The organism is Serratia sp. M24T3 (assembly GCF_000257645.1).
Lineage (GTDB): Bacteria > Pseudomonadota > Gammaproteobacteria > Enterobacterales > Enterobacteriaceae > Rouxiella.
The window spans coordinates 33,662-57,273 of the sequence record NZ_AJHJ01000009.1 but is presented as its reverse complement, the minus strand read 5'-3'; the positions used below and the strand labels follow the sequence as shown (position 1 = coordinate 57,273).

At 51.4% G+C, this 23,612-nt stretch carries 24 protein-coding genes and 2 tRNA genes; 9 read left to right on the top strand and 17 right to left on the bottom strand.

Annotated elements, in window-relative coordinates; translation table 11 throughout:
- Positions 1-281 precede the first annotated feature (281 nt).
- Positions 282-788 (bottom strand): SOS-induced cell division inhibitor SulA, encoded by a 507-nt coding sequence (gene sulA, locus SPM24T3_RS09850; RefSeq protein ID WP_037378119.1) that lies wholly within the window; start codon positions 786-788, stop codon positions 282-284.
- A 201-nt stretch (positions 789-989) separates the two neighbouring features.
- Between sulA and SPM24T3_RS09845 the strand changes: the two genes are divergently transcribed.
- Positions 990-1,625 carry a TfoX/Sxy family DNA transformation protein gene (locus tag SPM24T3_RS09845; protein WP_237713024.1) on the top strand — a complete coding sequence of 212 codons (636 nt, stop codon included), beginning with the start codon at positions 990-992 and terminating at the stop codon, positions 1,623-1,625.
- A gap of 47 nt (positions 1,626-1,672) precedes the next feature.
- Here SPM24T3_RS09845 and yccS read toward each other — a convergent pair whose 3' ends face one another.
- Together yccS and SPM24T3_RS09835 are read right to left on the bottom strand one after the other, a co-directional pair.
- Positions 1,673-3,823 (bottom strand): YccS family putative transporter, encoded by a 2,151-nt coding sequence (gene yccS, locus SPM24T3_RS09840; protein WP_009636596.1) that lies wholly within the window; start codon positions 3,821-3,823, stop codon positions 1,673-1,675.
- A gap of 32 nt (positions 3,824-3,855) precedes the next feature.
- Positions 3,856-4,317, bottom strand: a complete 462-nt coding sequence (locus SPM24T3_RS09835; protein ID WP_009636595.1) for a YccF domain-containing protein — start codon at positions 4,315-4,317, stop codon at positions 3,856-3,858.
- Between the two features lie 159 nt (positions 4,318-4,476).
- Here SPM24T3_RS09835 and helD point away from each other — a divergent pair, with 159 nt between their 5' ends.
- Positions 4,477-6,531, top strand: coding sequence for a DNA helicase IV (helD, locus tag SPM24T3_RS09830; protein ID WP_009636594.1), 2,055 nt, complete (start codon positions 4,477-4,479; stop codon positions 6,529-6,531).
- A 48-nt stretch (positions 6,532-6,579) separates the two neighbouring features.
- Here the strand turns inward: helD and SPM24T3_RS09825 are convergent, their stop codons facing one another.
- Positions 6,580-7,038 (bottom strand): methylglyoxal synthase, encoded by a 459-nt coding sequence (locus tag SPM24T3_RS09825; protein WP_009636593.1) that lies wholly within the window; start codon positions 7,036-7,038, stop codon positions 6,580-6,582.
- 113 nt (positions 7,039-7,151) lie between these two features.
- Positions 7,152-7,811, bottom strand: coding sequence for a DUF2057 family protein (locus tag SPM24T3_RS09820; RefSeq protein ID WP_202799591.1), 660 nt, complete (start codon positions 7,809-7,811; stop codon positions 7,152-7,154).
- 188 nt (positions 7,812-7,999) lie between these two features.
- Here SPM24T3_RS09820 and SPM24T3_RS09815 point away from each other — a divergent pair, with 188 nt between their 5' ends.
- Positions 8,000-8,413 carry a CoA-binding protein gene (locus SPM24T3_RS09815; protein WP_009636591.1) on the top strand — a complete coding sequence of 138 codons (414 nt, stop codon included), beginning with the start codon at positions 8,000-8,002 and terminating at the stop codon, positions 8,411-8,413.
- A gap of 90 nt (positions 8,414-8,503) precedes the next feature.
- Here the strand turns inward: SPM24T3_RS09815 and hspQ are convergent, their stop codons facing one another.
- Together hspQ and rlmI are read right to left on the bottom strand one after the other, a co-directional pair.
- Positions 8,504-8,839: a heat shock protein HspQ gene (hspQ, locus tag SPM24T3_RS09810; RefSeq protein ID WP_009636590.1), complete on the bottom strand. Its 336-nt coding sequence runs from the start codon at positions 8,837-8,839 to the stop codon at positions 8,504-8,506.
- Between the two features lie 78 nt (positions 8,840-8,917).
- Entirely contained in the window at positions 8,918-10,111 is a 1,194-nt protein-coding gene (gene rlmI / locus SPM24T3_RS09805; RefSeq protein WP_009636589.1) for a 23S rRNA (cytosine(1962)-C(5))-methyltransferase RlmI, read from the bottom strand.
- A gap of 97 nt (positions 10,112-10,208) precedes the next feature.
- On the opposite strand from rlmI, the gene yccX reads away from it, so the two are divergent.
- The gene (yccX, locus tag SPM24T3_RS09800; protein ID WP_009636588.1) at positions 10,209-10,487 is read left to right on the top strand and encodes an acylphosphatase; all 279 of its coding nucleotides are present in this window, start codon (positions 10,209-10,211) and stop codon (positions 10,485-10,487) included.
- A 14-nt stretch (positions 10,488-10,501) separates the two neighbouring features.
- Here yccX and tusE read toward each other — a convergent pair whose 3' ends face one another.
- Both tusE and yccA read right to left on the bottom strand, forming a co-directional pair.
- Positions 10,502-10,831 (bottom strand): sulfurtransferase TusE, encoded by a 330-nt coding sequence (gene tusE / locus SPM24T3_RS09795; protein ID WP_009636587.1) that lies wholly within the window; start codon positions 10,829-10,831, stop codon positions 10,502-10,504.
- Positions 10,832-10,940: 109 nt separating this feature from the next.
- Entirely contained in the window at positions 10,941-11,606 is a 666-nt protein-coding gene (yccA, locus tag SPM24T3_RS09790; protein WP_009636586.1) for an FtsH protease modulator YccA, read from the bottom strand.
- A gap of 300 nt (positions 11,607-11,906) precedes the next feature.
- Here yccA and SPM24T3_RS09785 point away from each other — a divergent pair.
- Positions 11,907-11,994 (top strand) — tRNA-Ser (locus SPM24T3_RS09785).
- A 184-nt stretch (positions 11,995-12,178) separates the two neighbouring features.
- Here SPM24T3_RS09785 and SPM24T3_RS26140 read toward each other — a convergent pair.
- The gene (locus SPM24T3_RS26140) at positions 12,179-12,295 is read right to left on the bottom strand and encodes a Hok/Gef family protein (RefSeq protein ID WP_369699987.1); all 117 of its coding nucleotides are present in this window, start codon (positions 12,293-12,295) and stop codon (positions 12,179-12,181) included.
- A gap of 533 nt (positions 12,296-12,828) precedes the next feature.
- Between SPM24T3_RS26140 and SPM24T3_RS09780 the strand changes: the two genes are divergently transcribed.
- Positions 12,829-12,916 (top strand) — tRNA-Ser (locus SPM24T3_RS09780).
- Positions 12,917-13,069: 153 nt separating this feature from the next.
- On the opposite strand, the gene SPM24T3_RS09775 is transcribed toward SPM24T3_RS09780, so the two are convergent.
- Genes SPM24T3_RS09775 through SPM24T3_RS09750 form a run of 6 tightly spaced genes read right to left on the bottom strand, consistent with a single transcriptional unit; the run spans position 13,070 to position 19,670 of the window.
- Positions 13,070-14,383, bottom strand: coding sequence for an FAD-binding oxidoreductase (locus SPM24T3_RS09775; RefSeq protein WP_009636585.1), 1,314 nt, complete (start codon positions 14,381-14,383; stop codon positions 13,070-13,072).
- 31 nt (positions 14,384-14,414) lie between these two features.
- Complete coding sequence (locus SPM24T3_RS09770) at positions 14,415-15,164, bottom strand: amino acid ABC transporter ATP-binding protein (RefSeq protein WP_304412041.1); 750 nt, start codon at positions 15,162-15,164, stop codon at positions 14,415-14,417.
- Positions 15,161-15,973 carry an amino acid ABC transporter permease gene (locus tag SPM24T3_RS09765; protein WP_009636583.1) on the bottom strand — a complete coding sequence of 271 codons (813 nt, stop codon included), beginning with the start codon at positions 15,971-15,973 and terminating at the stop codon, positions 15,161-15,163. Before SPM24T3_RS09765 ends, SPM24T3_RS09770 begins: the two co-directional genes overlap by 4 nt.
- Before the next feature lies 1 nt (position 15,974).
- On the bottom strand, positions 15,975-16,691 hold the full coding sequence (locus SPM24T3_RS09760) for an amino acid ABC transporter permease (RefSeq protein WP_009636582.1): 717 nt from the start codon (positions 16,689-16,691) through the stop codon (positions 15,975-15,977).
- Between the two features lie 18 nt (positions 16,692-16,709).
- Complete coding sequence (locus SPM24T3_RS09755) at positions 16,710-17,537, bottom strand: transporter substrate-binding domain-containing protein (protein WP_009636581.1); 828 nt, start codon at positions 17,535-17,537, stop codon at positions 16,710-16,712.
- Positions 17,538-17,579: 42 nt separating this feature from the next.
- The gene (locus tag SPM24T3_RS09750; RefSeq protein ID WP_009636580.1) at positions 17,580-19,670 is read right to left on the bottom strand and encodes an NADH:flavin oxidoreductase; all 2,091 of its coding nucleotides are present in this window, start codon (positions 19,668-19,670) and stop codon (positions 17,580-17,582) included.
- Positions 19,671-19,824: 154 nt separating this feature from the next.
- Here SPM24T3_RS09750 and SPM24T3_RS09745 point away from each other — a divergent pair, with 154 nt between their 5' ends.
- From SPM24T3_RS09745 to SPM24T3_RS09735, 3 genes are read left to right on the top strand one after another with little or no spacing between them, the layout of a single operon-like run.
- Positions 19,825-20,640, top strand: a complete 816-nt coding sequence (locus tag SPM24T3_RS09745) for an IclR family transcriptional regulator (protein WP_009636579.1) — start codon at positions 19,825-19,827, stop codon at positions 20,638-20,640.
- 45 nt (positions 20,641-20,685) lie between these two features.
- Positions 20,686-21,390 (top strand): SDR family NAD(P)-dependent oxidoreductase, encoded by a 705-nt coding sequence (locus tag SPM24T3_RS09740; protein WP_037378115.1) that lies wholly within the window; start codon positions 20,686-20,688, stop codon positions 21,388-21,390.
- Positions 21,391-21,421: 31 nt separating this feature from the next.
- On the top strand, positions 21,422-22,750 hold the full coding sequence (locus SPM24T3_RS09735) for an FAD-binding oxidoreductase (RefSeq protein ID WP_009636577.1): 1,329 nt from the start codon (positions 21,422-21,424) through the stop codon (positions 22,748-22,750).
- A gap of 158 nt (positions 22,751-22,908) precedes the next feature.
- On the opposite strand, the gene SPM24T3_RS09730 is transcribed toward SPM24T3_RS09735, so the two are convergent.
- Positions 22,909-23,523 (bottom strand): cupin, encoded by a 615-nt coding sequence (locus SPM24T3_RS09730; RefSeq protein WP_037378112.1) that lies wholly within the window; start codon positions 23,521-23,523, stop codon positions 22,909-22,911.
- Between the last annotated feature and the right edge of the window lie 89 nt (positions 23,524-23,612).

The window sequence follows — 23,612 nt, the reverse complement described above, 5'->3', positions numbered from 1 at the left end:
TTATTGCTTCACTTAGGTACTTGCTACTTTATCGTAAGCATTATAAGAGCAACCTTGGCGAACTAAAGTCTACAACGTGGCGGGAAAGTTACAAGCTTGATGTGATAACGCTCAGGAAAAAAAGAGGAAAATGTACACATTTCTTAACATCATAGACAAAATGTTGACGAAACTATGGGTTTTAAAAGCTCTAAAACACCCGAATTTACTGGGCTAAAAGGCCTTTTCAGCACAAAAAACTGAAAAGGTCTCATTTTTCGTAGGATTACTCCTAATTTGAATTAATGGTATACGGAAGAGTGAATTTTTACTGCTGAGGGTTGTCCGGCGACAGAAAAGGGGTCGTTTTGAGGCTTCATGATGAAACCATATGATCCTCCGACCTCTGCCGCGATCTGCAATCTTTTGCGATCTGAGTCACTTAATTCTGGCAACCATCCCAGCACAACGCTGTAGTTCCCGGTCAATAAAGCGCGCTCCATGGCATCGACGGATGCGATCCCCTGTAATTGGCTTACCTGCACTATTTTACTGACCGGCAGACCTGATTGAGCAAGCCAGCGACGGCTAAGCTTTTGCGTTGGCGTCAGCCACAGTAGCCACCGAGACTGCTCACCGAGGTGGTGTAAAAGAGGTAAAAGCAACTGAACTAGCGCGGGTTGATCTTCACTATAGACGAACTCACTGAGTAAGCCACTGTTAGCCTTGGAATTCTGGCTCATCGGCGCAGCGCTTGCCGAAAGGGGATGCTGACTTAAATGAGGGTAATGACGGTGATGAGTTCGCATAGTATTGTTCCACTAGTGAGTAACTGTATGGATATACAGTACTGCTGCTGTGGCGAGAGATCAACCTAAATTTTCCAAGACGTCTCGCATTTTTTTAATGCAATGGGCAGTAAATGAATTTTAGATTTGGCGGCTTCCCTCGCTTTGCGTATTTTGCCTTTAGCGTTTCATGTACTTATAAATTTCTCATTGATAGCTACCATGGATAAGGAAATCAATATGTTAAATGCAACTAAAGCAAGGGTGGCTCAGGCCATAAAAGTGCTTATACCACTTGGATTGATCCAATCACGGCCACAGTTTGGTGGTTACAGTCTGTCATCGGGAGGCGCGATGTTTGCTCTTGTCGCCGAAGGGGAACTTTATTTGCGTGCGACTCATGAAAACGAAGCAATGATGAAGCAGCTTGCGATGCGGCAGTTTATCTATCCCAAAAGAGGGATCGAAATCTCGCTGCGATATTTTCAGGTTGACGAAGCTCTGTGGCAACAGCCGCAGCGTCTGATTGAGCTTGCCAATGACTCAATTGCGGGGATGCACAGTGAGCAAGCGCAAAAAAAGAACAATCCTGCACGATTAAAAGATCTGCCCAACATTAGTCTGTCGATGGAGCGTCTGCTGTGGCAAGTTGGGGTGAAAAGTTTCGATGAACTGCGATCGCAAGGCGCAATCAACACCTACGTTAAGCTAACTTTAATCAATAAGAAGGCGGGGTTGAATATGTTGTTTGCGCTGGAAGGGGCGATTTTAGGGTATCATCAGACCGTATTACCTGACGCTTCCCGCCATGAACTCATTAACTGGTTCAATCTGCAAAGGCAGGAGGGCCAAGTGTAAGCATAACCAGCAGGCAAACACTTTCCCTGCTGGTTAATGCGTTAATTTTATGCGACTTTTTCGACGGTGGAGATTTTCACACCCAGCGTGGTCATTTCCGGCAGATGCTCAATCAACAATCTAAGCTGCTGTAGCACCAGCTGTTCTTTGGTATCTGCAGCCGTGGTTTTAGCCTGGATCCTTTCTGACAATTGACTGCGCAACTGATGGATATGGGCCTTTTCTGCGCCTTCGCTATGCAGTGCTCCATCAACATAGCTGGCTGCATCATCCAGCAGCTTTAGCGTTTCAGTATCCTCAAGTTTTTCACGATGAGCCCCCAGCGTGGAGATATAGCTGAGCATGGTGTGATTGAGGCAAAGCAGGCGAAATGCCGATTCCAGCGTGTCCGGATTATTGTCTTTCTCAGACGTCATATTCGACACCACCGACGCTAACTCCGCGTCGCAATTATGCGCGTCGCGCCTGGCGATACGATAATCCAGGCCATTATCTTTGCCCTGATGATATTGCACCAGAATGGCATCCAGATAACGACAGTTGGCGTAAAAGGTTTTGTTGACCACCGCGGGTAACTGTCGGAATCGCCAGTCCGGCCAAACATAGCTGACGGCCAACCAGGCAATCAGGCAGCCTAGCAGGGTGTCGATGATGCGCGGGATAGCGACCTCAAACCCTTGCCCCATGAGGTTGAACAATAGCAGCGCCAGCAGCGTAATAAACATGGTGGCCTGCGCGTATTGCACGCTGCGAAAGGTAAAGAACAGCATCCCGCAGAGTACAATCAAGATCATTTGCCCCTCAAGAGAGGGGATGAAGTAGAGGATTGGCATCCCCAGTGCCACACCGGCCAGCGTACCCACTACGCGCAGGGCCAGACGCCGACGAGTAGCGCTATAGTTTGGCTGGCAGACGAACAGGCTGGTCAGCAGGATCCAGTATCCATGATTAAGCCCGCTGAACTGAATGAACGTGTAGCCGACCAGCAGCACCAGCGACATTCTTACCGCGTGGCGAAATAGAGCCGATTTCGGTGTCAGATGACGTGAAATACGCAGCCAAATATCTTGAAATCCACTTATTCGGTCATCGGCAAACGTTTTTGGACCTGCAGGCTGGTCGTCAGAAAGCGCCTGCTCAGACTCCATGTTCAATAGATTGGCATCGATGGCGCGCAGGTTTTTAATCAGATGGCGTAACGCTTTGATCAGGCTGCTGTCATGATCAAGGGCAGACTGGCGCTCAATAGCCTCGCCAAGCCTTATAAAAGCCCTCTCAAACAATGGATTATGTTGATATTTTTGACGATATAAAATGCATTGGGACAGTTGCTGACAGGCGGTAGATTGCATGCTCATCAACCGCTGCAAGCGGAATAAAATATCGGTGTGATGAAATTGTTCCCTAAGCTTTTGATACTGCACGTGGATTGAACTGGCGCGCTCATGTATATCCTGTGCGACAAAATAGTACTGCAGCGTGCGCCGTGTTCCCTTCTGGCCGCGATCCCCTTTTAAACGACTTTGTAGCGCCGTTTTGGTTTCATTCAATGTTGATACCAACTGGCTGTTGGCCATCGCCAGATTGACCAGCTGCTGGTTGTTGCTGCCATCCTGATCGGGATCAAACATGATGGATTTCGCATCCAGATAAACAGCCAACTGCTGATAACAGCGAGAAATATGGTCCTGCAACGGGCGAATCGGAAACACAATGTGACCGGTTAGCGTCAGAAGGTAATACCAGAGGGTGCCAATCAACAGTAGCAGCGACTGTTCGTACCACACAGGATAAACGTTATTGATCCCCAGCATGGTGTAAATGGCTATCAAAAGTGCGCCAAATGCGATGGTCGCATAACGCTGCCCTAGCGCGCCGAGTAGGATAAAGCCGCAGGTTGAAAAGGTTAGCCCGATGGCAAACAACCAGGGATAGGGAAAGAGTAAAACCACGGAAACCGAGGCGATAAAAAACGACACCAACGTAATCAGTAAGTTACGAAGCCGCCCCGCTAACCTGTCATCCAGGTCACTCAAACCGGCGGCAACGAGGCCCAGCGTAAGCGGGATGGTTAGCTTGGGCTGTGAGAGGAGCCAGGGACCGGCTACGGTCCCGGCAAGAGCAATAAAAATGCGAATGCTGTACAGCAAATTGCTGTTGTAAGCATAGCGCCGCAGACCTGGTGCGATAGAAAGCACGGAAAACTCCAGCAACAAGGTGAATTAGAAACTCAGCGGAAACGTCCGTTATTTCTGAAACGCGCAGCGCTGGCTTCGCGCGCCTGTCTCGCCAGCTCGACAGAAACCACGCGTCTTCCAACCGGCCACAGCGCGATGCCAGCGATTTTAAAGTTTGCGATGCCAACGGGAATGCCGATGATGCTGATACACTGCGCAATGCCGATGGTGATGTGTGAAAGACACAGCCACCAGCCAAAGAAAATCAGCCAGAAAATGTTTAATAAAGTTCCGCCGCCAGAGAGCAGGGCGTTGCGTTTTTCCGGATATAACTCATCCACATGAATCGCTTCATTGCCAAAAGGCAGAAATGACAGGCGGGTGATTTCCCAGCAGGAGCGAGTCAGCGGTAAGGTAAAAATCAGCACGATGCTGATAACGGTGGCGAATAGCCAGGCAAGAGTGGTAAAAAATCCACCCAAAACGAAATTTAGAATATTCAGTACAGTACGCATAAAAAGTCCCGTCTTTAATTTAAGCTGTCCAACGCCATTGCGTTACGTTTTTCCTACTCTTATGTATTCTACTCTGTTTTTGGTGCTGGAGCGCCACCGCCTATCACAGGTAAACTGTTTTGGGACTCGCTCATAAATTAAAAATCATGGCGCATAAACATGGAACTGAAATCGACATCATTTGGCAAGCATCTGGCACAGCATCCTTACAACCGGGTGCGGCTTCTGAACGCGGGGGTCGAGGTCAGCGGCGATAAACACAACTATTTAATCCCTTTCAATCAGCTGCTCTATATTCGCTGTAAGCGCGGCATTGTCTGGGGCGAGCTGGAGTTTGAGCTGCCGGAGGCCAAAGTGGTGCGCCTGCACGGCACCGAATGGCAGGAAACTCAACAATTTTACCACTATTTAATGAAAGCCTGGCAGAGCTGGAGTCTCGAAATGAGCGAGGTCAGTGCCGGGGTTTTGCATAAGCAAATCGAAAATATCACCCGCATTGAGCAGCAAGACAGCTGGTATAAAAGCTCACGGCTGGCGGAAGTGCAAAAGCAAATCCAGCAGGCGTTTGAGGCGATCCCTGTGCCGGTTGAGCGATTGGTCGAGTTCGATAACTGCCGCGACGATTATGAAACCTGTTTGCGCTGGTTAAAGCAGGGATCGCAAAGCGTGATGGAGCGTAATCAGGCATGGACCGAGCAGGTTATCAGCCAGAACCGGGATTTTTTCGATAATGTCGAAACGAGTCCGCTCAATGACAGCCAGTGTCGCGCAGTGGTTAACGGTGAAGATGCCGTCTTGGTGCTGGCGGGGGCAGGCAGCGGTAAAACATCGGTGCTGGTGGCGCGCGCTGGCTGGCTGTTACTGCGTCAAGAGGCACTGCCAGAGCAGATTTTGCTGCTGGCGTTTGGACGTCAGGCCGCTGACGAAATGAACACCCGTATTAAAGAACGCCTGAAGATCGACGGTATTAAAGCCAAGACTTTTCATGCGCTGGCGCTGCATATTATTCAGGAAGGCAGCAAGAAATCACCGAAAATCAGCAAGCTGGAAACGGACAGCAAAGCTCGCCGTAGCCTGCTGGTTAAAACCTGGCAACAACAGTGCGCCGAGAAAAAGGCTCAGGCCAGCGGTTGGCGTCAGTGGCTGACTGAAGAGCTGGAATGGGAAGTTCCTGAAGGCGATTACTGGAAAAACAAGGCGCTGGCCGAGCGTTTGGGCAGTCGTCTCGAGCGCTGGCTCGGATTAATGCGCAGCCACGGCGGCAGTCAGGCTGAGATGATTGAGCAGGCCTCTGAAGAAGTCCGCGAACTTTTCCAGAAACGTATTCGCCTGATGGGACCTTTATCGAAAGCGTGGAAAGCCAAACTCAAAGAAGAGGATGCGGTCGATTTCTCCGGTCTTATCCATCAGGCTGTCAATATTCTTGAAAAAGGCCGTTTTGTCAGCCCATGGAAACATATTCTGGTCGATGAATTCCAGGATATTTCCCCGCAGCGCGCACAATTACTTTCCGCTTTACGCAAGCAAAATAGCCAAACAAATTTGTTTGCCGTGGGTGATGACTGGCAGGCAATTTATCGTTTCAGCGGTGCCGAGTTACAGCTGACCACCGCTTTTGCTCATCATTTCGGCGAAGGTGCACAGTGCGCGTTGGATACCACCTATCGCTTTAACGATCGCATCGGCGAAATCGCCAATCGCTTTGTCCTGCAAAATCCGCATCAACTTAAGAAGCCGTTGAACAGTTTGACTAAGGGCAACAAGAAAAACGTGGTGATCTTGCCTGAGGATCAGCTGGAGAAGCTGTTCGATAAACTCAGCGGCTTTGCCGAAGATGATGACCAGATTCTGATCCTGGGTCGCTACCATCATTTGCGCCCCGAGGTGCTGCAAAAAGCCGCGACGCGCTGGCCGAAACTCAACCTTGATTTTATGACTATCCACGCCAGCAAAGGTCAGCAGGCGGAGTATGTCATTATTGTCGGACTGCACGAAGGCAATGATGGCTTCCCGGCGGCGGCGCGCGAGTCGGTGATGGAGCAAGTGTTGCTGCCAGAACCAGAAGATTTTGCAGATGCAGAAGAGCGCCGTTTGTTATACGTTGCCATCACCCGCGCCAAACATCAGGTCTGGCTAATGCAGGACAAATCGCGACCTTCGGTGTTTGTCGAGCAACTGGAAGCGCTGGGCGTGCCGACACAGCGTAAACCATAAAATTATGCGTCATCGGCAGGCTCGCTGACGACGCGTAATTTTAATGCCTTATTTCAGGCGATCTTGCAAATAACGCTGATAATCAGGAATGCTGATTTCAACTTTTTGCTCGAACAGTGGGGATTGGATCAGGAAATCTGCAGTCGAGCGGTTGTTGGCGACCGGAATATTCCATACCGTAGCCAGTCGCAGCAGCGCTTTAACATCTGGGTCATGCGGCACTGCATTCAGCGGATCCCAGAAGAAAATCAATACATCAATTTTCCCTTCAGAAATTAAAGCACCCACCTGCTGGTCACCCCCCATTGGGCCGCTAAGCATGCTTTTCACCGGCAATCCGGTATTTTTCTGCACCAGATTCCCCGTAGTCCCGGTGGCATACAACACGTGTTCACTTAACTGAGCCTTGTTGGCATCGACCCAGCTCAGCAAGTTGCTTTTACAGTGATCGTGAGCAACGAGGGCAATATGTTTCTGTTTTGTAATCGTACGAGTGGTGTATTCCATCAGTCTGGCCTTAAGAGGGAGTATGGGGAATAGATTACTTAAACTCGGTTTTTCTGGGAAGCAATTAGCGGCTAAATAGGGTAAGCAAAGTGGCAATCGTGACAAGTATCAGATTAATGAGCGGAAAATTCACCCATTGTACTGTCGATACGCGGGCTGTGCCGCAGCATCGACCATAAAGAGAAAGATACCGAAGCGGTAACATCTTCGGCATGTAATGCTGAATTATTCTCGGTACGGCTGGCGTTTAAGGTCATGGCGCTCTTTTTAGTCAGTGCAAAAGCCGGAATCGAAGCCGAATGACCGGACAAATTATATTGGGTCATGGCTGCTTCCAGGTTGGCAGGATTGGCGTCTTTAATCTGTAACAGCCGATCCTGTCGGTAACTAATCTGATTACCTTTTTCATCCAGCAGAGCAATATTCATCTTTTGGCTGAAATCACGCCCTTCCTGCTCGGTAGTTAACGACGGCAGACTGATGCTAACCGCATGAAGATTTTGTGCATTAAAGGCCACGATAATCGGCGGGGAGTGATAAATGGTCTGGGGAGCAGCGCCAGGATGCATATTTTTACTGATTTGAAACAGCAGTTGATGTTGACCGGCGTCGAGTTCGAGGCTGTCAGCACCTTTTAGTATTGGCCCAGAAACCTGTTTGCCGTCGACAACCAGTAGATCAATTTCTGGTGAAAGTTTGAGGCTTAAGGCGTAAGCAGGCGCACTCAGGTTGGCCAGTAAAATACCGGCAACCATAAAACCAAGCTTCATCATTATCTCCAGCCCCAGTGACTCACCGCATTATTATTCAGCATTGCTTATATTGTGTCAAAGTTTTACAAAATGTATTTTAGTTTATAGTGCTGAAACACCTGTTAAAAAGAGAAAGTTTTTTAATAAAACCTTCACTAAAGTCAGACTGAATTACACTTAACTAACCTACAACTTGGGGAGAGAAGCGAGTGAAAGACACTGAGCTAGCTGTATTACTAAAGAATATCAAAAGCATAGCGTTGGTGGGGGCGAGTGATAATCCTTCCCGCCCTAGCCACGGTGTGATGAGATATCTGCTCGACCAAGGCTATGATGTAACTCCGGTAAGTCCAAAATTGGCAGGGCAAACCTTGCTGGGGCAAAAGGTGGTGGCAACGTTGGCCGATATCCAGCATCCAGTTGATCTGGTTGACGTATTTCGTAATGCAGAAGCAGCGTATGGCGTGGCGCAGGAAGCCATTGCCATTGGGGCCAAAGCACTATGGCTACAGATTGGGGTGATCAACGAACATGCAGCTGTGCTGGCTAAAGAGGCTGGTTTGGCGGTAGTGATGGATCGTTGCCCGGCGATTGAAATTCCCCGTTTGGGGTTGGCGCATTGATGATGTGATTATTCAAGCAGCCAAAATTCAAAGCATAAAAAAACCGGTCATCAAGGACCGGTTTTTAAGTTTCAACTGTTATCTGAACAATTAGTTACGCAGGCGAGGCGCCAATAGCTGGCTACGCACAGATTCTGCCAGTTCATCCAGAGTGCTTTGTTCAGGATGTGGAATGCGTGCCTCATGATCGATTTGAATTTCTGCCAGATAAGTATGCATTGGCTGTCCTTCGTTATCTTCCATCACTACGTGATACCAAGGGGCGGCGCGCATCGCGTCATCGGCCTCGATTTCGGCAGCCTCTGGCTTGTCGAGCGAGAACTCGGCATCGACGTCAATAACCACGCCCAAATAGCCCAACATCCGATGGCGGACCTGTTGGCCAATGCCATACTTGCTGGCGACCCCATATTTGCTAGCTAACATAGCGACCTCCTCAAAAGTGTAACTTGTAAAGGATATGGGGCCAAAGCGTGCATTTTCAACCCGTGTGCTTTTTAAAGCTTACGCTGAAACCAGACAGGCGAAGCCTTTCAAATACAAACCTTCAGGATAAGCGCCGGTTACCGGATGGTCAGCGGCTTGACGGAACTGTTCAACAAACTGGATCTCGCGGCCCGCGTCCAGCGCAGCGTCGGCAAGAATTTTTTGGAACAAATCGGTAGGCAGCAGGCCGGAGCAAGAGAAACTCAGCAAAATGCCGCCGGGACGCAGCAACTGGATCGCCAACATGTTGATGTCTTTATATCCACGACAGGCGCTGGCCAACTGACTTTTGTTCTCGACGAATTTCGGCGGGTCCATAACAATCATGTCAAACTGCTCGCCCTGCGCGCGATATTTACGCAACAGCTGGAAAACGTCATCGCGAACAAACTCGGCCTTGGAAAGATCGAGCTTGTTCAATTCTACGTTTTTGCGCGCGATATCCAGCGCATCCTGTGAAGTGTCAACGTTGATCACTTTCTCGCAGCCGCCCATCAGCGCGGAAACAGCAAACGCACCGGTATAAGAGAAGCAGTTCAGTACTTTTCGGCCAGCGGCATAGTTGCGCGCTGCAAGACGGCTGTCGCGCTGGTCAAGGTAGAAGCCGGTTTTATGGCCGCCTTTGATATCAACCAGCAGGCTCATACCGTGTTCCTGAATTGGCAGCAGATCCGGCGGATTTTCACCCAAGATCAGACCTTGTGTCAGTTCAAGACCTTCTTTTTTACGTACCGCAACATCGGAGCGGTCATAAATTGCACATTCAGGATAGCAATGCTGTAATGCGCCAAGTAGCGCGGCACGTTGATATTCTGCACCTGCCGAGAGCAGCTGCAATACGAGGAAATTCTGGAAGCGGTCGATGGTAATACCCGGCAAACCGTCAGATTCACCGGCAATCAGGCGATAACCATCAAGCCCGTCGCGTTTGGCAATCCAGTCACGCCAGGTTTGTGCCTGCTGCAGACGGCGAATAAAGAATTCGATATCGATAGCTTCGTCTTGCTTGAAGCTCCAGACGCGAGCCCGGATTTGAGAGTTAGGAGAATAGGCGGCAGTTGCCAGCCATTTACCCTGATTGTCTACAATATCAATAGTATCGCCGGAGAGCGCTTTTCCTTCGATGCGTAATACAGCCCCGGAAAACACCCACGGATGGCGACGAAGAAGGGATTTTTCACGGCCTTTGGCCAGATACAAACGTGCAGTCATATAATTAGGTTCTGTCGGTCGGGAGACAAAAAAGAGCGACATTGTCCGAGCAAGAGAATGAGATTGCAACGAATCAAATCGCTATGAGGAGATAATTATGCCAAAAACCAGTATAGCCGCTTACGTTTATGGCCGAGTACAGGGCGTCGGCTTTCGATTTGCAACCCAGCAGCAGGCCAACGGGCTGGGATTAACGGGTTATGCCAAAAATCTCGACGACGGCGGTGTCGAAGTTATTGCCTGCGGTGAGCAGCAGCAAATCGATCAACTTCTCGACTGGCTCAGGCAAGGCGGCCCAAAACATGCCAAAGTGGATAAGTTGTTAACTGAGCCCAGGGCCGTTGCCGAATACCAGGGTTTTGGCATTCGCCACTGATCGTCGATGCTTTATTAAATACATTTAACCGGTTTTGGCAGACCGGCAATTTTGGTGGCCTGCTTGGCAGGACCTTCAGGAAACAGGCGATAGAGATAACGACTATTGCCTTTTTCTTCACCGTATTTATTTGCCATGGCCTTTACTAGCATACGGATTGCTGGAGAGGTGTTGAATTCCAGATAAAAATCACGCACAAAACGGACCACCTCCCAGTGGGCGTCGCTAAGAACAATCCCTTCTTCTTCAGCCAGTATCGGGGCCAGCGCTTCCTGCCAGTCGGCGCTGTTTTTCAGGTAACCTTTGGCATCAGTTTCAATAACCTGGCCGTTAAACTGCAACATATAACCTCTGAAATCTTGAAAGCAGTGCGCAAGTTTAGCAAAAAAGCGGTCCGCGCCAAACAAAAAGCCCCACCATTGGCGGGGCTAGGAGCAGGTTTACCAATTAAATTTAATTACTGCGTGACGATAAACCCAGAATGCTTAGCAGGCTGACAAAAACGTTATACAACGACACGTAGAGGCTCACCGTGGCTCTGATGTAATTGGTTTCTCCGCCGTGAATGATGTTACTGGTTTCCCACAAAATGGCGCCAGCGGAGAACAAAATAAACAGACAGCTAATTGCCAGCGACAGGGCAGGGATATGCAGGAACAAATTGGCGATGACCGCCACCAGCAACACCACAAAACCCGCCATCATCATGCCAGACAGGAATGACATGTCTTTACGTGTAGTCAGCACATAAGCCGAGCAGCAGAAGAACACCAGAGCCGTACCGCCAAGCGCCAACATAATAATGTCGCCTGCACCGGCTGCCAGCAGTGAACTAAGCAAGGGTCCCAGGGTGTAACCCATAAAGCCAGTCAGCGCAAAGGTACATAGAATACCCGCCGGACGATCGGCCATGCGATAAGTGAGGAACATCAGCCCGTAAAAGCCGACCAGAGTCAGGAGCATGCCCGGTGAAGGCAGCATCAATACGGTGCTGGCAGTTGCTGTAATTGCCGAAACACCCAGCGTCAGTGCCAGCAGGAAATAAGTATTACGCAGCACTCGATGCGTGCTGAGCAGTGAGCCAGCGCGTGAACGTGAAGAGGCAACGATACGATCCATTTTAATAATCTCGCTTATCGACAAAAAGTGAAGTCGGTGAAAAAGCATGTAGAGTGGGATGATAGATAGTTGCCTCGCGTGATTAAAGGGGTTTTACCCTTCTTTACCACCTGCCTAGGTTCTTTACCGACAATGAATAAAAATAACCGCGATGAGTCGCTTGAGCAGCCAACGTTGATGAAAATTTGTTAATAATGACGATAAAATCAGCATTCGGATGCCTAAAGTGGATTTTTACTGCAAATGAATAAATTCCGGCTTTACAACCGGATCGCCTATGTTTATAGTGCGTTCCGTTGCGGAGGGGTGGCCGAGCGGCTGAAGGCACCGGTCTTGAAAACCGGCGATGGGAAACCATTCGAGAGTTCGAATCTCTCCTCCTCCGCCATAAACAACACAAGAAAGCTGCTAAGAAATTAGCGGCTTTTTTTGTATCTAAAATTTGTGATTCTGTATGCCAAATACAAAGCCAGCCCGAAGACTGGCTTTAGAAAATTAAACGGGTGCACCTGAATTCATACATCACAACCAATGGGCGGGAGCGAACCCCCGCCATTGAGTCGCTTCTACCTTTAGGCCTTGCAGGCCATCAAAGCCTCAACCGTCAGTAATATACTCGTAATGTGGAGCTCACAAAGCGCGGGCCCCTTTATAAGTACAATCAAAACAATGGCCATACAAATAACCATCACGGCATTTACTATCAGTTTTAGGGGCATTTCTGACCTCCTTATCCTTGCCTTGCGGCGGGTAAGAGGCTAACCTGATGTTGTTGATGCATGCAGATAGGCCTCGATTTGATTAACTTCAATTCGGGGCTTTTCTCTTTCTGCCTTCACATACTCTCTACAACATGACTGCTATACATCGTACTTTATGCTCGGGACAGAAAGATCCAGAGCACCCGCAAGCAGTGTACCAACATTCCAATCCAATTGATCAAATAATAAGCATTAAAATCAATCATTTAAAATTTTAAAACACCACGGTTGGCATTTTGATTCCCGTTGATATAACTTTTTAACCTAGCTCGTTTAATGGCCTGATCAACTTGCATTCATTTTCGGATCGTTTTCCCAACGACTTTTGTTTGTAAAATCGACACTTCCCACGTCGCTGAGCCTTATTCCGAAAAAAATTGAATTTGCGCCGATTTTTCAAGCAAATGAACAACATCGGGCTTTACATCCTCATCGCCTATGTTTATAGTGCGTTCCGTTGCGGAGGGGTGGCCGAGCGGCTGAAGGCACCGGTCTTGAAAACCGGCGATGGGAAACCATTCGAGAGTTCGAATCTCTCCTCCTCCGCCATAAACAACACAAGAAAGCTGCTAAGCAATTAGCGGCTTTTTTTGTGCCTGTCGCATTTCAAAAAACACTTGTTTTAGGCTATCTGCCTGCTTTTCATTACCCAGTCTTTATAAAGCAACGTCCCGCAGCCCGCGAAACGTTTGCTCAAAAAGGCTAGCCCAAACGTTTATCCACCGCATCCCTGAAGCGATACCAGCCACTGGCAAAGGGCAGAAACCACGGATTACCGTTATAAAGCGGGATAGTTTGAAAATCAGCGCGATCAAACGATAGCGGTTGTTTTTCGATTGCCAGAATTTTTTGCGCCAACCGGTAGCCCAGCCAGCTCATCAGCGCTACGCCGTTGCCGTTGCAGCCCACGGCATAGTCCCCGTTATCCATCTTTCCGACGTGTGCGGTTTTATCCGCCGTCATGCCGACATTACCGCTCCAGGCGTGACTAATGCGGTAATCCGCCAGCTCCGGCCAGATATCCAACATTCTTTGACGAATTTTAACTGCCGCACTGCGATCATCGACCTGCAAGATCCCGGGTCGTGATCCAAAGAGTAATCTCGTACCGTCAGGAGAGGGACGGGTATAAATCAGATCGCGTCGGCTGTCGGTTATCATACGTTTTTTAGGGATCAGGTACTCAATCAGATCGGCAGGCAGCGGTTCGGTGGCAATTTGATAGCTTTTCACCGGTACAATGCGGCGCGCAATATTTGGCGTTGCCTGTCGGCCGGTGTAACCGTTAGTCGTGATCAGCACTTTCTCGGCGTTCACGGTGCCGCGCTCGGTCAAAACTCGTTTACCGTTGGCACATTCTTCAATCGAGTTAACTCTTGCATGGGAAAATAGCTGCACGCCGTAGTGTTTTGCCAGATTACGCAGTGAACGGTGATATTTTCCCGGATGAATACCCCCGTACTCATCCACCAGAATCCCGCCGTGATAAAAGTGGGAACCGATGACTTCTGACTGGCTATCGCGATTGATCTTATGCACGGTGACGCCGGTAACGCGGTTCAAGATGTCGCCCATTTCATACAAACGTTTCATCTGGGTCGGCGTGTGGCCGCCAAAATAGCGACCGCCAATGTAAAGGTCGGCGTCGAGATTTTCCTCACGCACCAGTTCCTGAATAAAGGCAAAAGAGGCTATTGAATCGGCAATCATGTTTTTAAATAGTTCTGGCGAGATACCTTTTATCGCGCCGCCAACCACCAACTTTTGTCCGCTGCTGATCATCCCGCCAGTGCGCGTGCTGGCACCGCTGCCCAGGCGATCGGCATCCAGCACAGCAACCTGGCGACCGTTACGTGCGAGTTCAATGGCAGCATTCAACCCGGCATAGCCTGAGCCAACAATCAGAATTTCCACCGCTGACGGCAGCGGATCAAGTTGAGTTTCTGGTTCACTGGCGTCCCACCAATAAGGGGCAGGAGTGAAATCCGAGGTAAAGATATTATTTTGGCTGGACATGGTTTTCTCTGGGTTCGCTATCACAAAGGGATTACAAAACTTGTCCGAGAAACTCGCGAGTTCGCGGGTCCTGCGGGGCATCAAAAATCTGCGCGGGTGGACCGGCTTCGACGATAGTTCCGCGATCGGTAAAGCACACTCTGTCGGCAACCTCGCGGGCAAAGCGCATCTCGTGAGTCACCAGCAGGCAGGTCATGCCTTCCTCCGCCAACTCACGGATAGTATTGAGCACCTCTTTCACCGTTTCCGGGTCCAGCGCTGCCGTCACTTCATCGAACAAAATGATCTCCGGCTGCATCGCCAATGCCCGTGCGATCGCCACTCGCTGTTGCTGACCGCCGGAAAGTTCGCCGGGATAACGAGCTTCTTTGCCGGAAAGACGGACCTTGGCGATCAGCTTCATGGCGCGTTCTTCAACCTCATCGCGTCGATGTTTCAGTACCTGAATTGGCGCCATCATAATGTTGTCGAGCACGGTGCGATGGGGAAACAGGTTGTACTGCTGGAATACCATGGCTACTTGATGGCGCAACGGGCGCATGGCTTTTTCGCTGTGTATTTCATGCACCCGGTGCTGGCCAACGCGAACAAATCCCTCTTCAAACGGCAGCAGCCCGTTGATGCAGCGCAAAATAGTCGATTTTCCGGAACCGGACGGGCCGATGATACATACCGCCTCGCCCTTGGCGACATTCATGGAAATGCCTTTCAGCACCTCAGTGTTACCAAACGATTTGTGGATGTTATCGACTTCAATCAATGCGTCGGTACGGGCTATCATATGGCGTCCCCTTTGGTTTTGTTTTCCAGACGTCGCGCCAGTAGCGCAATCGGATAGCAGTAAAAAAAGAACATCAGCAGCACGGCTACGTAGAAGTAAATCAGCGTGCTTTCGCTCTCCATGGCCAGCGTAGTGCGTAGCAGCGTGACCACTTCCTGCACGCCGGTGACCGTCGCCAACGCGGTGGAAATCATCAGTAGTGCATATAAGCTCATCCAGCCGGGAATAATGCGCCGCAGCGCCTGCGGTAAAATTACCAGCCGATAAATTTGCAGATGGCTGTAACCCAGCGAGCGGGCAGATTCCCACTGTCCGGCATGAATGGATTGCACCGCGCCTCGGATAATTTCGGCAAAGTTAGCCGCCGTCGGCAGACTCAGGCCGATAATTGATTTAGCTACCGGCGAGAAATCAAAGCGAATACCGAATAACTCGGCGTGGTAGGGCAGCAGGTAAAGCATCGAAAACAGCAGCACGAGCCAAGGGGCGTTGCGCAAAAAATTCATCAATAGAATTGCCGGGCGACGCAACCAACCGCGGCGCGCCATCATCGCAATGCCCAGCAGCACGCCCATTACTGTTGCAGCGGCCATGCTGATAATGCTTATAAAAATATTGAGTGCAAAACCGCCGGTAATCGGCCAGCCTGACATACTGCCGGTTAATAACAGAGGCAGCCTCGCCACTACCAGCATCCATTGCGATGCGCCGTGACCAAAAGTGGTAAACACCAGCAACAGCAGGGCCAAAATCGCAACAGCCTGTTTAGTCTGACGTTTACGGCGGATATAAAGAACGTCACTCAGCATCTCAACCTCCGTTACCATAGCCGGGATAGGCAAACAGGCGTTCCAGGCAGGACAGTCCCCACGCCAGCAGGCTGACCAGCACCACGTAAATCACCAGCACCAGCAACATTACTTCCAGCGTGCGGAAAGTGTCGTTGTAGATTTGTCCTGCGGCATACATCAGCTCGGGGACGGTGATGACCGAGGACTGCGAGGTAGTTTTGAACAAATTGGTCAGCACATTGGTTAAAGCCGGTAAACAGACCCGTGAGGCAATCGGCACCTGAACGTGGCGGAATAACCCCAGACGGGTGTAACCCAGCGCTCGCGCGGCCTCCAACGTGGCCTTGGGTACGGCTTCCATACCGGAGCGGAAAGCTTCGACGCACAGCGCGCCGCCAAACAGGCTAAGCGACACGCAGGCCGAGGCAAAGGCGCTGAACAGCGGTTTTTGCAGGCCGGTAACCGGGTCCTCCACGGTAAAGCCCAGCTGAGTCAGGGTGAAGTAAAAGAAAAGCATCTGCAGCAGCGGCGGCGTATTGCGAAACAGTTCAACAAAAAGCTCAATCAGCGCATCCAGCCAGGCAATCCGCAGAGTCAGCGCCAAAGTGGCGACCAGTCCGATAACAATGGCAAACAGCGAAGAGATAACCGCCAGTTCAAGGGTTATCCCCACGCCTTTGAGCAACCACTGCTGATAGACCGGATCAAGAAGCCAGGTGTAATCGAGTCCAGCCATAAGTCTTGCTCCTGCCGATTATTTTGCCGCAGCGCGGGCAGCTTCGGCGCGTTTTGCGATGTAGTCGGAAGCCGGCATATCGAACTGTTTTTCCCACGCGATCAGCTTGTTTTCACCTTCGGTCTTGACGATGGCTGCGTTAACCGCTTTCAGGAATGTCTCGTCACCTTTGCGCACGCCACCGGCCATCGGCAGGAATTCATAAGGCTGAATGGCAATTTTGTAACCCTTCCAGTCCGGCTGCTCGAGCTTGTTGCGTAGCGTCATGTCATCAAAGGCCATTGCCACGCAGCGATTATCCTGCAAGGCACGATAGGCTTCCGGCAGCGCGGTGAAATTCACCAGATTGATTTTGTATTTTTCGGTCAGCAGTTTGTTGTAGTACGAGCCTTGAATGCCGCAAACGTTTTGCCCGGAAAGCTGTTCCCATTGGGTAAACTTCGCTTCCTTGCGCGCAATCACCGAGGCTCCGGCAGCCGAAACATAAGGCACGGTAAAGTCGATTTCTTTGGCACGCTCAGGCGTTACGCCCAATGTCGCCATGATCAGGTCAATCTGACCGGCCTGTAAAAATTGAATACGGTTGGAGGCGTTGACGGGGACCAGCTTGATTTTGTCGGGTGAGCCAAGCAGTTGGTCAGCGATAGCGCGTGCCAGCTGGATCTCGAAGCCGTCAGTTTTGCCCTGCGCATTCATAAAACCGTACGGTGGATAATCATTTTTAACGCCAACGGTCAGTACGCCACGACTTTTGATGTCACTCAGCGTATCGGCGTGAGCCAGCATGGGCGCCAGAACCAAAATCGATGCAGCAACGGTGCGAAGCAGTGTGCGATGTTTTTTCATGGTGTCGGACCTTATTGTTGTGAGTGAGACAAAATGCCCTGGCTAGAGGGTCAAGCTAATGCGCATGGCATCAAACATGGCGGCGTGAATATCACGACTCGCCAGTGCGTCGCCGATGCGGAAAATGGCAAATTCGCCGGAGAGACGGTCAAAATCAGGCTGTGGAGCAAGGTCGACAAACGCCTGCCAGTCAGTGTTGCCGTGGTTGTAAGCCTGTGATTTAAGCTGGTGAAAAAGGGTGTCGTCTGGGATTGAACCATGCTCGACCACCACCTGATCCACCTCGCGAATCATTTCCTGCTCGGAAAACTGGTTGCGAAGCCGCGCCAATAAAGTGCCGTTTTCGCTGCGAGTCAGGCTGAGAAGCTGATGGTCAGGAGTGATTACTCCGCCCAATTGATAAATGTTACGCAGGTGAACGGCGTAGTTTGAGGCGGTCATCTCTACGCCTAAACGATTCTCTGGGGTGACAATATCTACCTGACTGCCAGCGCGCAGCATTTTTTCGGCGCATGATGGGCCGGGGTTGTAACCATTGTCGTCAAACAGCAAAACGCGTGCAGCGGGGGCAACTTCATCGGCCAGAATGGCGCGTGCGCTGACCGCCAGTTCATGTCCGGCAAACTGCCCGAGGCTGGCGGTTCCTCCCGTGGCGATAATCACCACCTCCGGCTGGCAGTGCAAAATATCCTCTGCCGTAGCGCGAATACCCAGTCGCAGGTCAACGCCGCGATTTTCGATTTGCAGCAGCAGCCAGCGCGAAATATCGGCTAACTGAGCGCGCCATCCGCCTTTGGCCGCTATCAACGTCTGGCCGCCAACTTTGCTTTGTGCTTCAAATAACGTGACCTGATGGCCGCGTTCTGCACAAACTCGGGCGGCTTCAAGTCCTCCAGGACCTGCACCGACGATCACCACTTTCCTTTTATCTACGGCAGGGGTGATTTCGTGGGCCAGGCTGGTTTCACGGCCAGTGACTACGTTATGCAGGCACAGTGATTGCCCGCCGAGATGCAGGCGCTCCACACAATAGTTGGCACCCACGCACGGGCGAATATCCGCACTGCGCCCGCTCAGGGCTTTTCTCACCAAATGCGGATCGGCAATGTGCGCCCGCGTCATGCCAACCATGTCAATCTGCCCGCTATTAACGGCCTGCGCAGCCTGATCCAGTGTGAGAAATCGCCCTGCGTGGAAGACGGGAATTCCGGCAGCGCGCCGCATCTCACTGGCTAAATCCACATAAGGATGCGGCGGGGCCCACATGCCGGGGATCGACCGCGCCAGCCCCATCGGTGAGGCGTTTTGCGCGGTAGAAATAGTCAGAAAATCCACCAGACCCGATTTGCCATACAGCGCGGCAATCTCCAGACACTGCTCATGATTCAGACCATCGGCGATCATCTCGTCGCTGGGCAGGCGCAGACCGGCAACGTAATCGTCACCGGCAAATTTACGAATCGATTCAAAAACTTCAAGGCCGAAACGTGCACGGTTTTGCAGCGATCCGCCGTAACCATCGGTGCGCTGGTTGGTGGCCGGTGAGAGAAACTGACCAATCAGATGCGCGCCGGAGCTGATGATTTCCACCGCGTCAATATCACCCTCACGGCAGCGGCGCGCGGCCTGTCCGAAATCGGCAACGACGCGGCGAATGTCAAACTCGTCCATCTCGCGGGCAAAGGAACGATGAGCAAATTCTTTCAACGCAGAGGGGGCAATCGGAGCTAGCCAGGGATCTACGTCATAACGAGAGCGATGGCCGAGATGGCTAAGCTGGCACATTAGCGCGGTATCGTGGCGATGAATGCGCGCTGCAAATTCGCGAAACGACGGAATAATGTCATCGGCGGCGACGGAGATTTGTCGCCATTGGCCGGCGGGGGAGTCCATCGAAACGGAAGAAGAGCCGCCGAAACTGGTCATCGCCAGCCCGCCTTTGGCTTTTTCTTCATGATAGGCAATATATTTTTCACCCGGCTTGCCGGCCACGGCATAGCCCGGCGCATGACTGGTGCTCATCACACGATTTTTCAGCGTTAGCCCCTTAAGGGTAAAAGGGCTGAACAAAGTCGTTAAATGTTCTGGTAGCGTTGCGTCCTGTGCCTGCTGATTATCAAATGCCTGGGTCATGGTTTGCCTACCTGTACTCAGTAAATGATGCCGCCTGGTTGTCAATTGAATGTGATGTATGCTAAATCTTGTGTCAATAAAAAACCACATACCGAAATCTTATGTTAACTTGTTTCATAATGTGGAATTTTAAGGTTTTTGATGGAGGGTTTGGATGAGTGAATCGGCGGGAAAGAATGGGGTGCAACTTTTAGATCGAGCAGTACTTTTGCTTGATTTGGTGGCCAGTGCCGGCAGCGATGGCGCGACACTCAAAACGCTGTGCGAGCTATCGGGTCTGAATAAAGTCACCTGTCACCGCATTCTGAATTCGCTGGTGGATCACGGTTTTCTTAACAAAATGCACGGCGGAAAACATTACCGTCTTGGAACCAAGCTCTTGATATTGGGCGTGAAGGCGGCGAATGGTCCCGGTTTACGTCATCATTTTCAACCTGCGTTGGAACGCATTCGTCAGCAGACCGGAGAGACAGTGATGCTGATGGCTCGCGACAAAGATGATTCAGTCTGTATTGACCGCTTTGACGGAGACTTTCAGATGCAAACGCTGACCGGTTCCATTGGTGGCTTTGTCCCGCTGGGCGTGGGGCCGGGCAGTCTGGCGATCCTGTCATTTTTGTCGCTGGAAGAACGTGAGCAGATTATTGCCCGAAACCTGCCGCGCATGGCGGGATACCCGATGCTGACGCCAGAACGTATTGAACGCTGGATAGCGGAAACGGCGGAGCAGGGGTTTGCCATTGATTCCGGTGAATTAATTCCCGGAATTGCCGGTATTGCGGTGCCCGTGACCGTATCAGGAACCGGTACTGTCGCCTCTTTGGGCCTGACGCTGCTTTCTCCTCGCCTGACGCCAGAACTGATCGCGCAGCACGTAGCTTTGCTGCGTGAGGAAGTGGCTAAAATCGAACCAATGCTTAACCCGCTGGATAAACGCCTCAGCTCACCTGAACGGGTATCTACGCGCTAACTAATTGATTATCATTTCTTTTACCAAGATAAAGAGAGCAAGCCGATGAGCAATAGTCCACGACGAGTCGCCATGATAAGCGGAGCCAGCCGAGGAATCGGCGCGGCGATTGCCAAAAACCTGATCGACAACGGCTGGGATGTCAGTCTCGGCTGCCGCAAGCCGGAAGACGTGCTGATTGAGCATCAAGACCGCCAGTTGGTGTGCCAATTTGACGCGCTCGACCCGCAAACTGAAGACCGCTGGGTTGCCGCGACTGTGGCAAAATTCGGAAAAATTGATGCCATTGTGCACAATGCCGGGGTGATGTTGCCGGTATCAGTGCTTAAAGCTACGGATGAAGAATTTGATCAAACCTTTGATACCAATGTGAAATCTCCAATGCGCCTGAGCCGAAAAGTGTGGCCGCATCTGGTGGACAGCGGTCAGGGGCGTATCGTGATGCTGGTGTCGCTGTCCGGCAAGCGCGTCCGCGGTGAGCGTTCAAGCCTGTATTCTATGAGTAAATTTGCTGCGCTGGCTTTGGCTCACGGTCTGCGTCGCATTGGTGATGAGGCGGGAATTCGCTGCACCGCAATTTGTCCGGGATTCGTCGCCACCGATATGGGCACCGCACTTTCCAGCGCCGAACCGGAAAAAATGACCCAGCCTGAAGACTTGGCACACCTGGTTCGCACGGTTCTGGAGCTGCCAACCACCACCAGTATTGCCGAGATCCCGGTAAACTGGACGGTTGAAGATCAGTATTAATCACTTATTTTTCATTTGATTGAGGTAAGTAATGGGACCAATAGTCGATGTTGTGCCTTCTTCGGCAGATTTCCCGCGCCAGACAGAGGTCGTCGTCATTGGCGGGGGAATAGTCGGTATCGCCACCGCGCTGGCTTTGGTGAGGCAAGGCGTGCAAACCGTGTTGCTGGAAAAGGGCACTGTGGCCGCCGAACAGTCCAGCCGCAACTGGGGCTGGTGTCGCCGTACTGGTCGCGATATTCGCGAACTGCCGCTGATCAATGCCAGCATGCAACTTTGGGAAACCATGAACCAGACCACGGGTCGTGAAACGGGATTTCGTCGCGAGGGAATAATCTATAGCTCGCGCAACGAACAGCAGCGCGAGAGGCATTTGCGCTGGATTGAGGAAGCCAGACAGTACGATATCCACAGCCAGATGCTCGGCCCGTCGGAGTTGGCCGCGCGGGTTCCGGGTCTGACCTCAAGCTTTGCCGGTGCGCTTTTTACCGAGGCCGATGGGCGTGCCGAACCGCAAAAAGCAGCGCCGGCCATGGCGATGGCAGCTATTGAGGCGGGCCTTAATCTGCAACAGCACTGCGCGGTTCGCACCATCGAGCGCAGCGGCGGGCGAGTCAGTCAGGTCGTTACTGAACACGGGGCGATAAACTGCCAGTCGGTGGTCGTTGCCGGAGGAGCCTGGTCGCGTTTGCTGCTGCAAGGCTGCGGTGTTGAAATCCCACAGCTTAAAGTGCTTTCAACGGTAATGCGTACCCGTCCGCTCGAGGCCGATATCTCTTCCTGCGTGAGTTTGGGGAGCGTCGCGATGCGCAAGCGGCTCGACGGCGGCTGGACTATCGCCAGTTCTGCCACCAACGTGGTTGATATTACGCCTGATGGGCTGCGTTTTATGAAGCAGTTTATGCCGGCGTTTAAGGTAGAGCGGGGAGCGTTGAAGCTGAAACTGGGGGCGAGATTTGTTGAGGAAGCGCTGTTATGGAAACCTGGGCAAGCTGATAAAACGTCCATTTACGAGCGCATTCGCGTGCTGGATCCCGCGCCGCATCAGCCTTCATTGCAGCAAATGGTGGGGGATCTGAAACGGGCATTGCCAGCCTTCGACGGATTACAGGTGGCACAAAGCTGGGCTGGGCTGATTGATACTATGCCGGATGCTATCCCGGTGATCTCTGGCGTAGACAACGTTGCCGGGCTGTATATCGCAACGGGTTTTTCAGGGCATGGTTTTGGTATTGCTCCCGCGGCCGGTCAGCTGATGGCGGATTTGGTGCAGAACGCGACTCCGATTGTCGACGCCACGCCTTATCGCCTGTCGCGTTTCACCGATGGTGAGCTTGTGTGCGCTCAGCACTGGCTGTGAGCATGAGAATTAGCATTGGCTTCGTCGCAGAATCCGAGTCATAAAGAGTCCCCGCCTAATAAAAAAATGGCCGTTTTGGCCATTTTTCCATCACATTTACTTATTTCTTGTCTGCATTACACTGCGCAAAAGCAAAAATTACAGTGTTTGCGGGCAAGTTATTTGCTTTGAGCATTCGCGCTGTGCCACAGCAGCATGCTGCCTTCTGTGTGGCCAGTAACCGGATCGCTGGCCGGAAGTGGCACTTTGGCGACCGCTTTGCTGCGTGCGGCAAGTTTTGATGGTTCGTCATGGCACAAGTCGGCAGTGGTATTTGGCGGATAAGCCCCGACCATCATAAAGTTGTCATCGGCAGAGACTTGTTTGTGACCGACACCGGCTGGCAGCAGCAGTACATCGCCTACATTCACCTGAATAATGCTACCTTTCTCGCCACCCAGTTGTAGCTTGGCCGAGCCGGCAAACACCCCCAGCGCCTCGGGCGTATTGCTGTGGAAATGGGTAAAGGTATAGACGCCATAGCGCCACTGCGGCGGCCAACCGTTGGTGCTAAACAAATGCTCGAGATAGTCGGCATTGTCTACCGCCTCAGGAGGAATGACACGATGATAAATCAGCACGGGCAGGGGGCTGTTGGGCACGCCGCCGTCGGGTTTGGTGATGTGCAAAACCTCCATGGCCACCTCTCTTGGCTCGGCAAAGCTCCACCGCGGAAGTGTCATTAACGGTATAAAACCGAGAAGAGCACAAAAACGTCTTCGATCCAGCGGCATTGGCACTGCTCCTTGTCCGTATTGGGCACTGACCTGCTCGGCAGGGTTTAATGAGCATAAATTATTCCGCTCACATTATTCTCAATGGC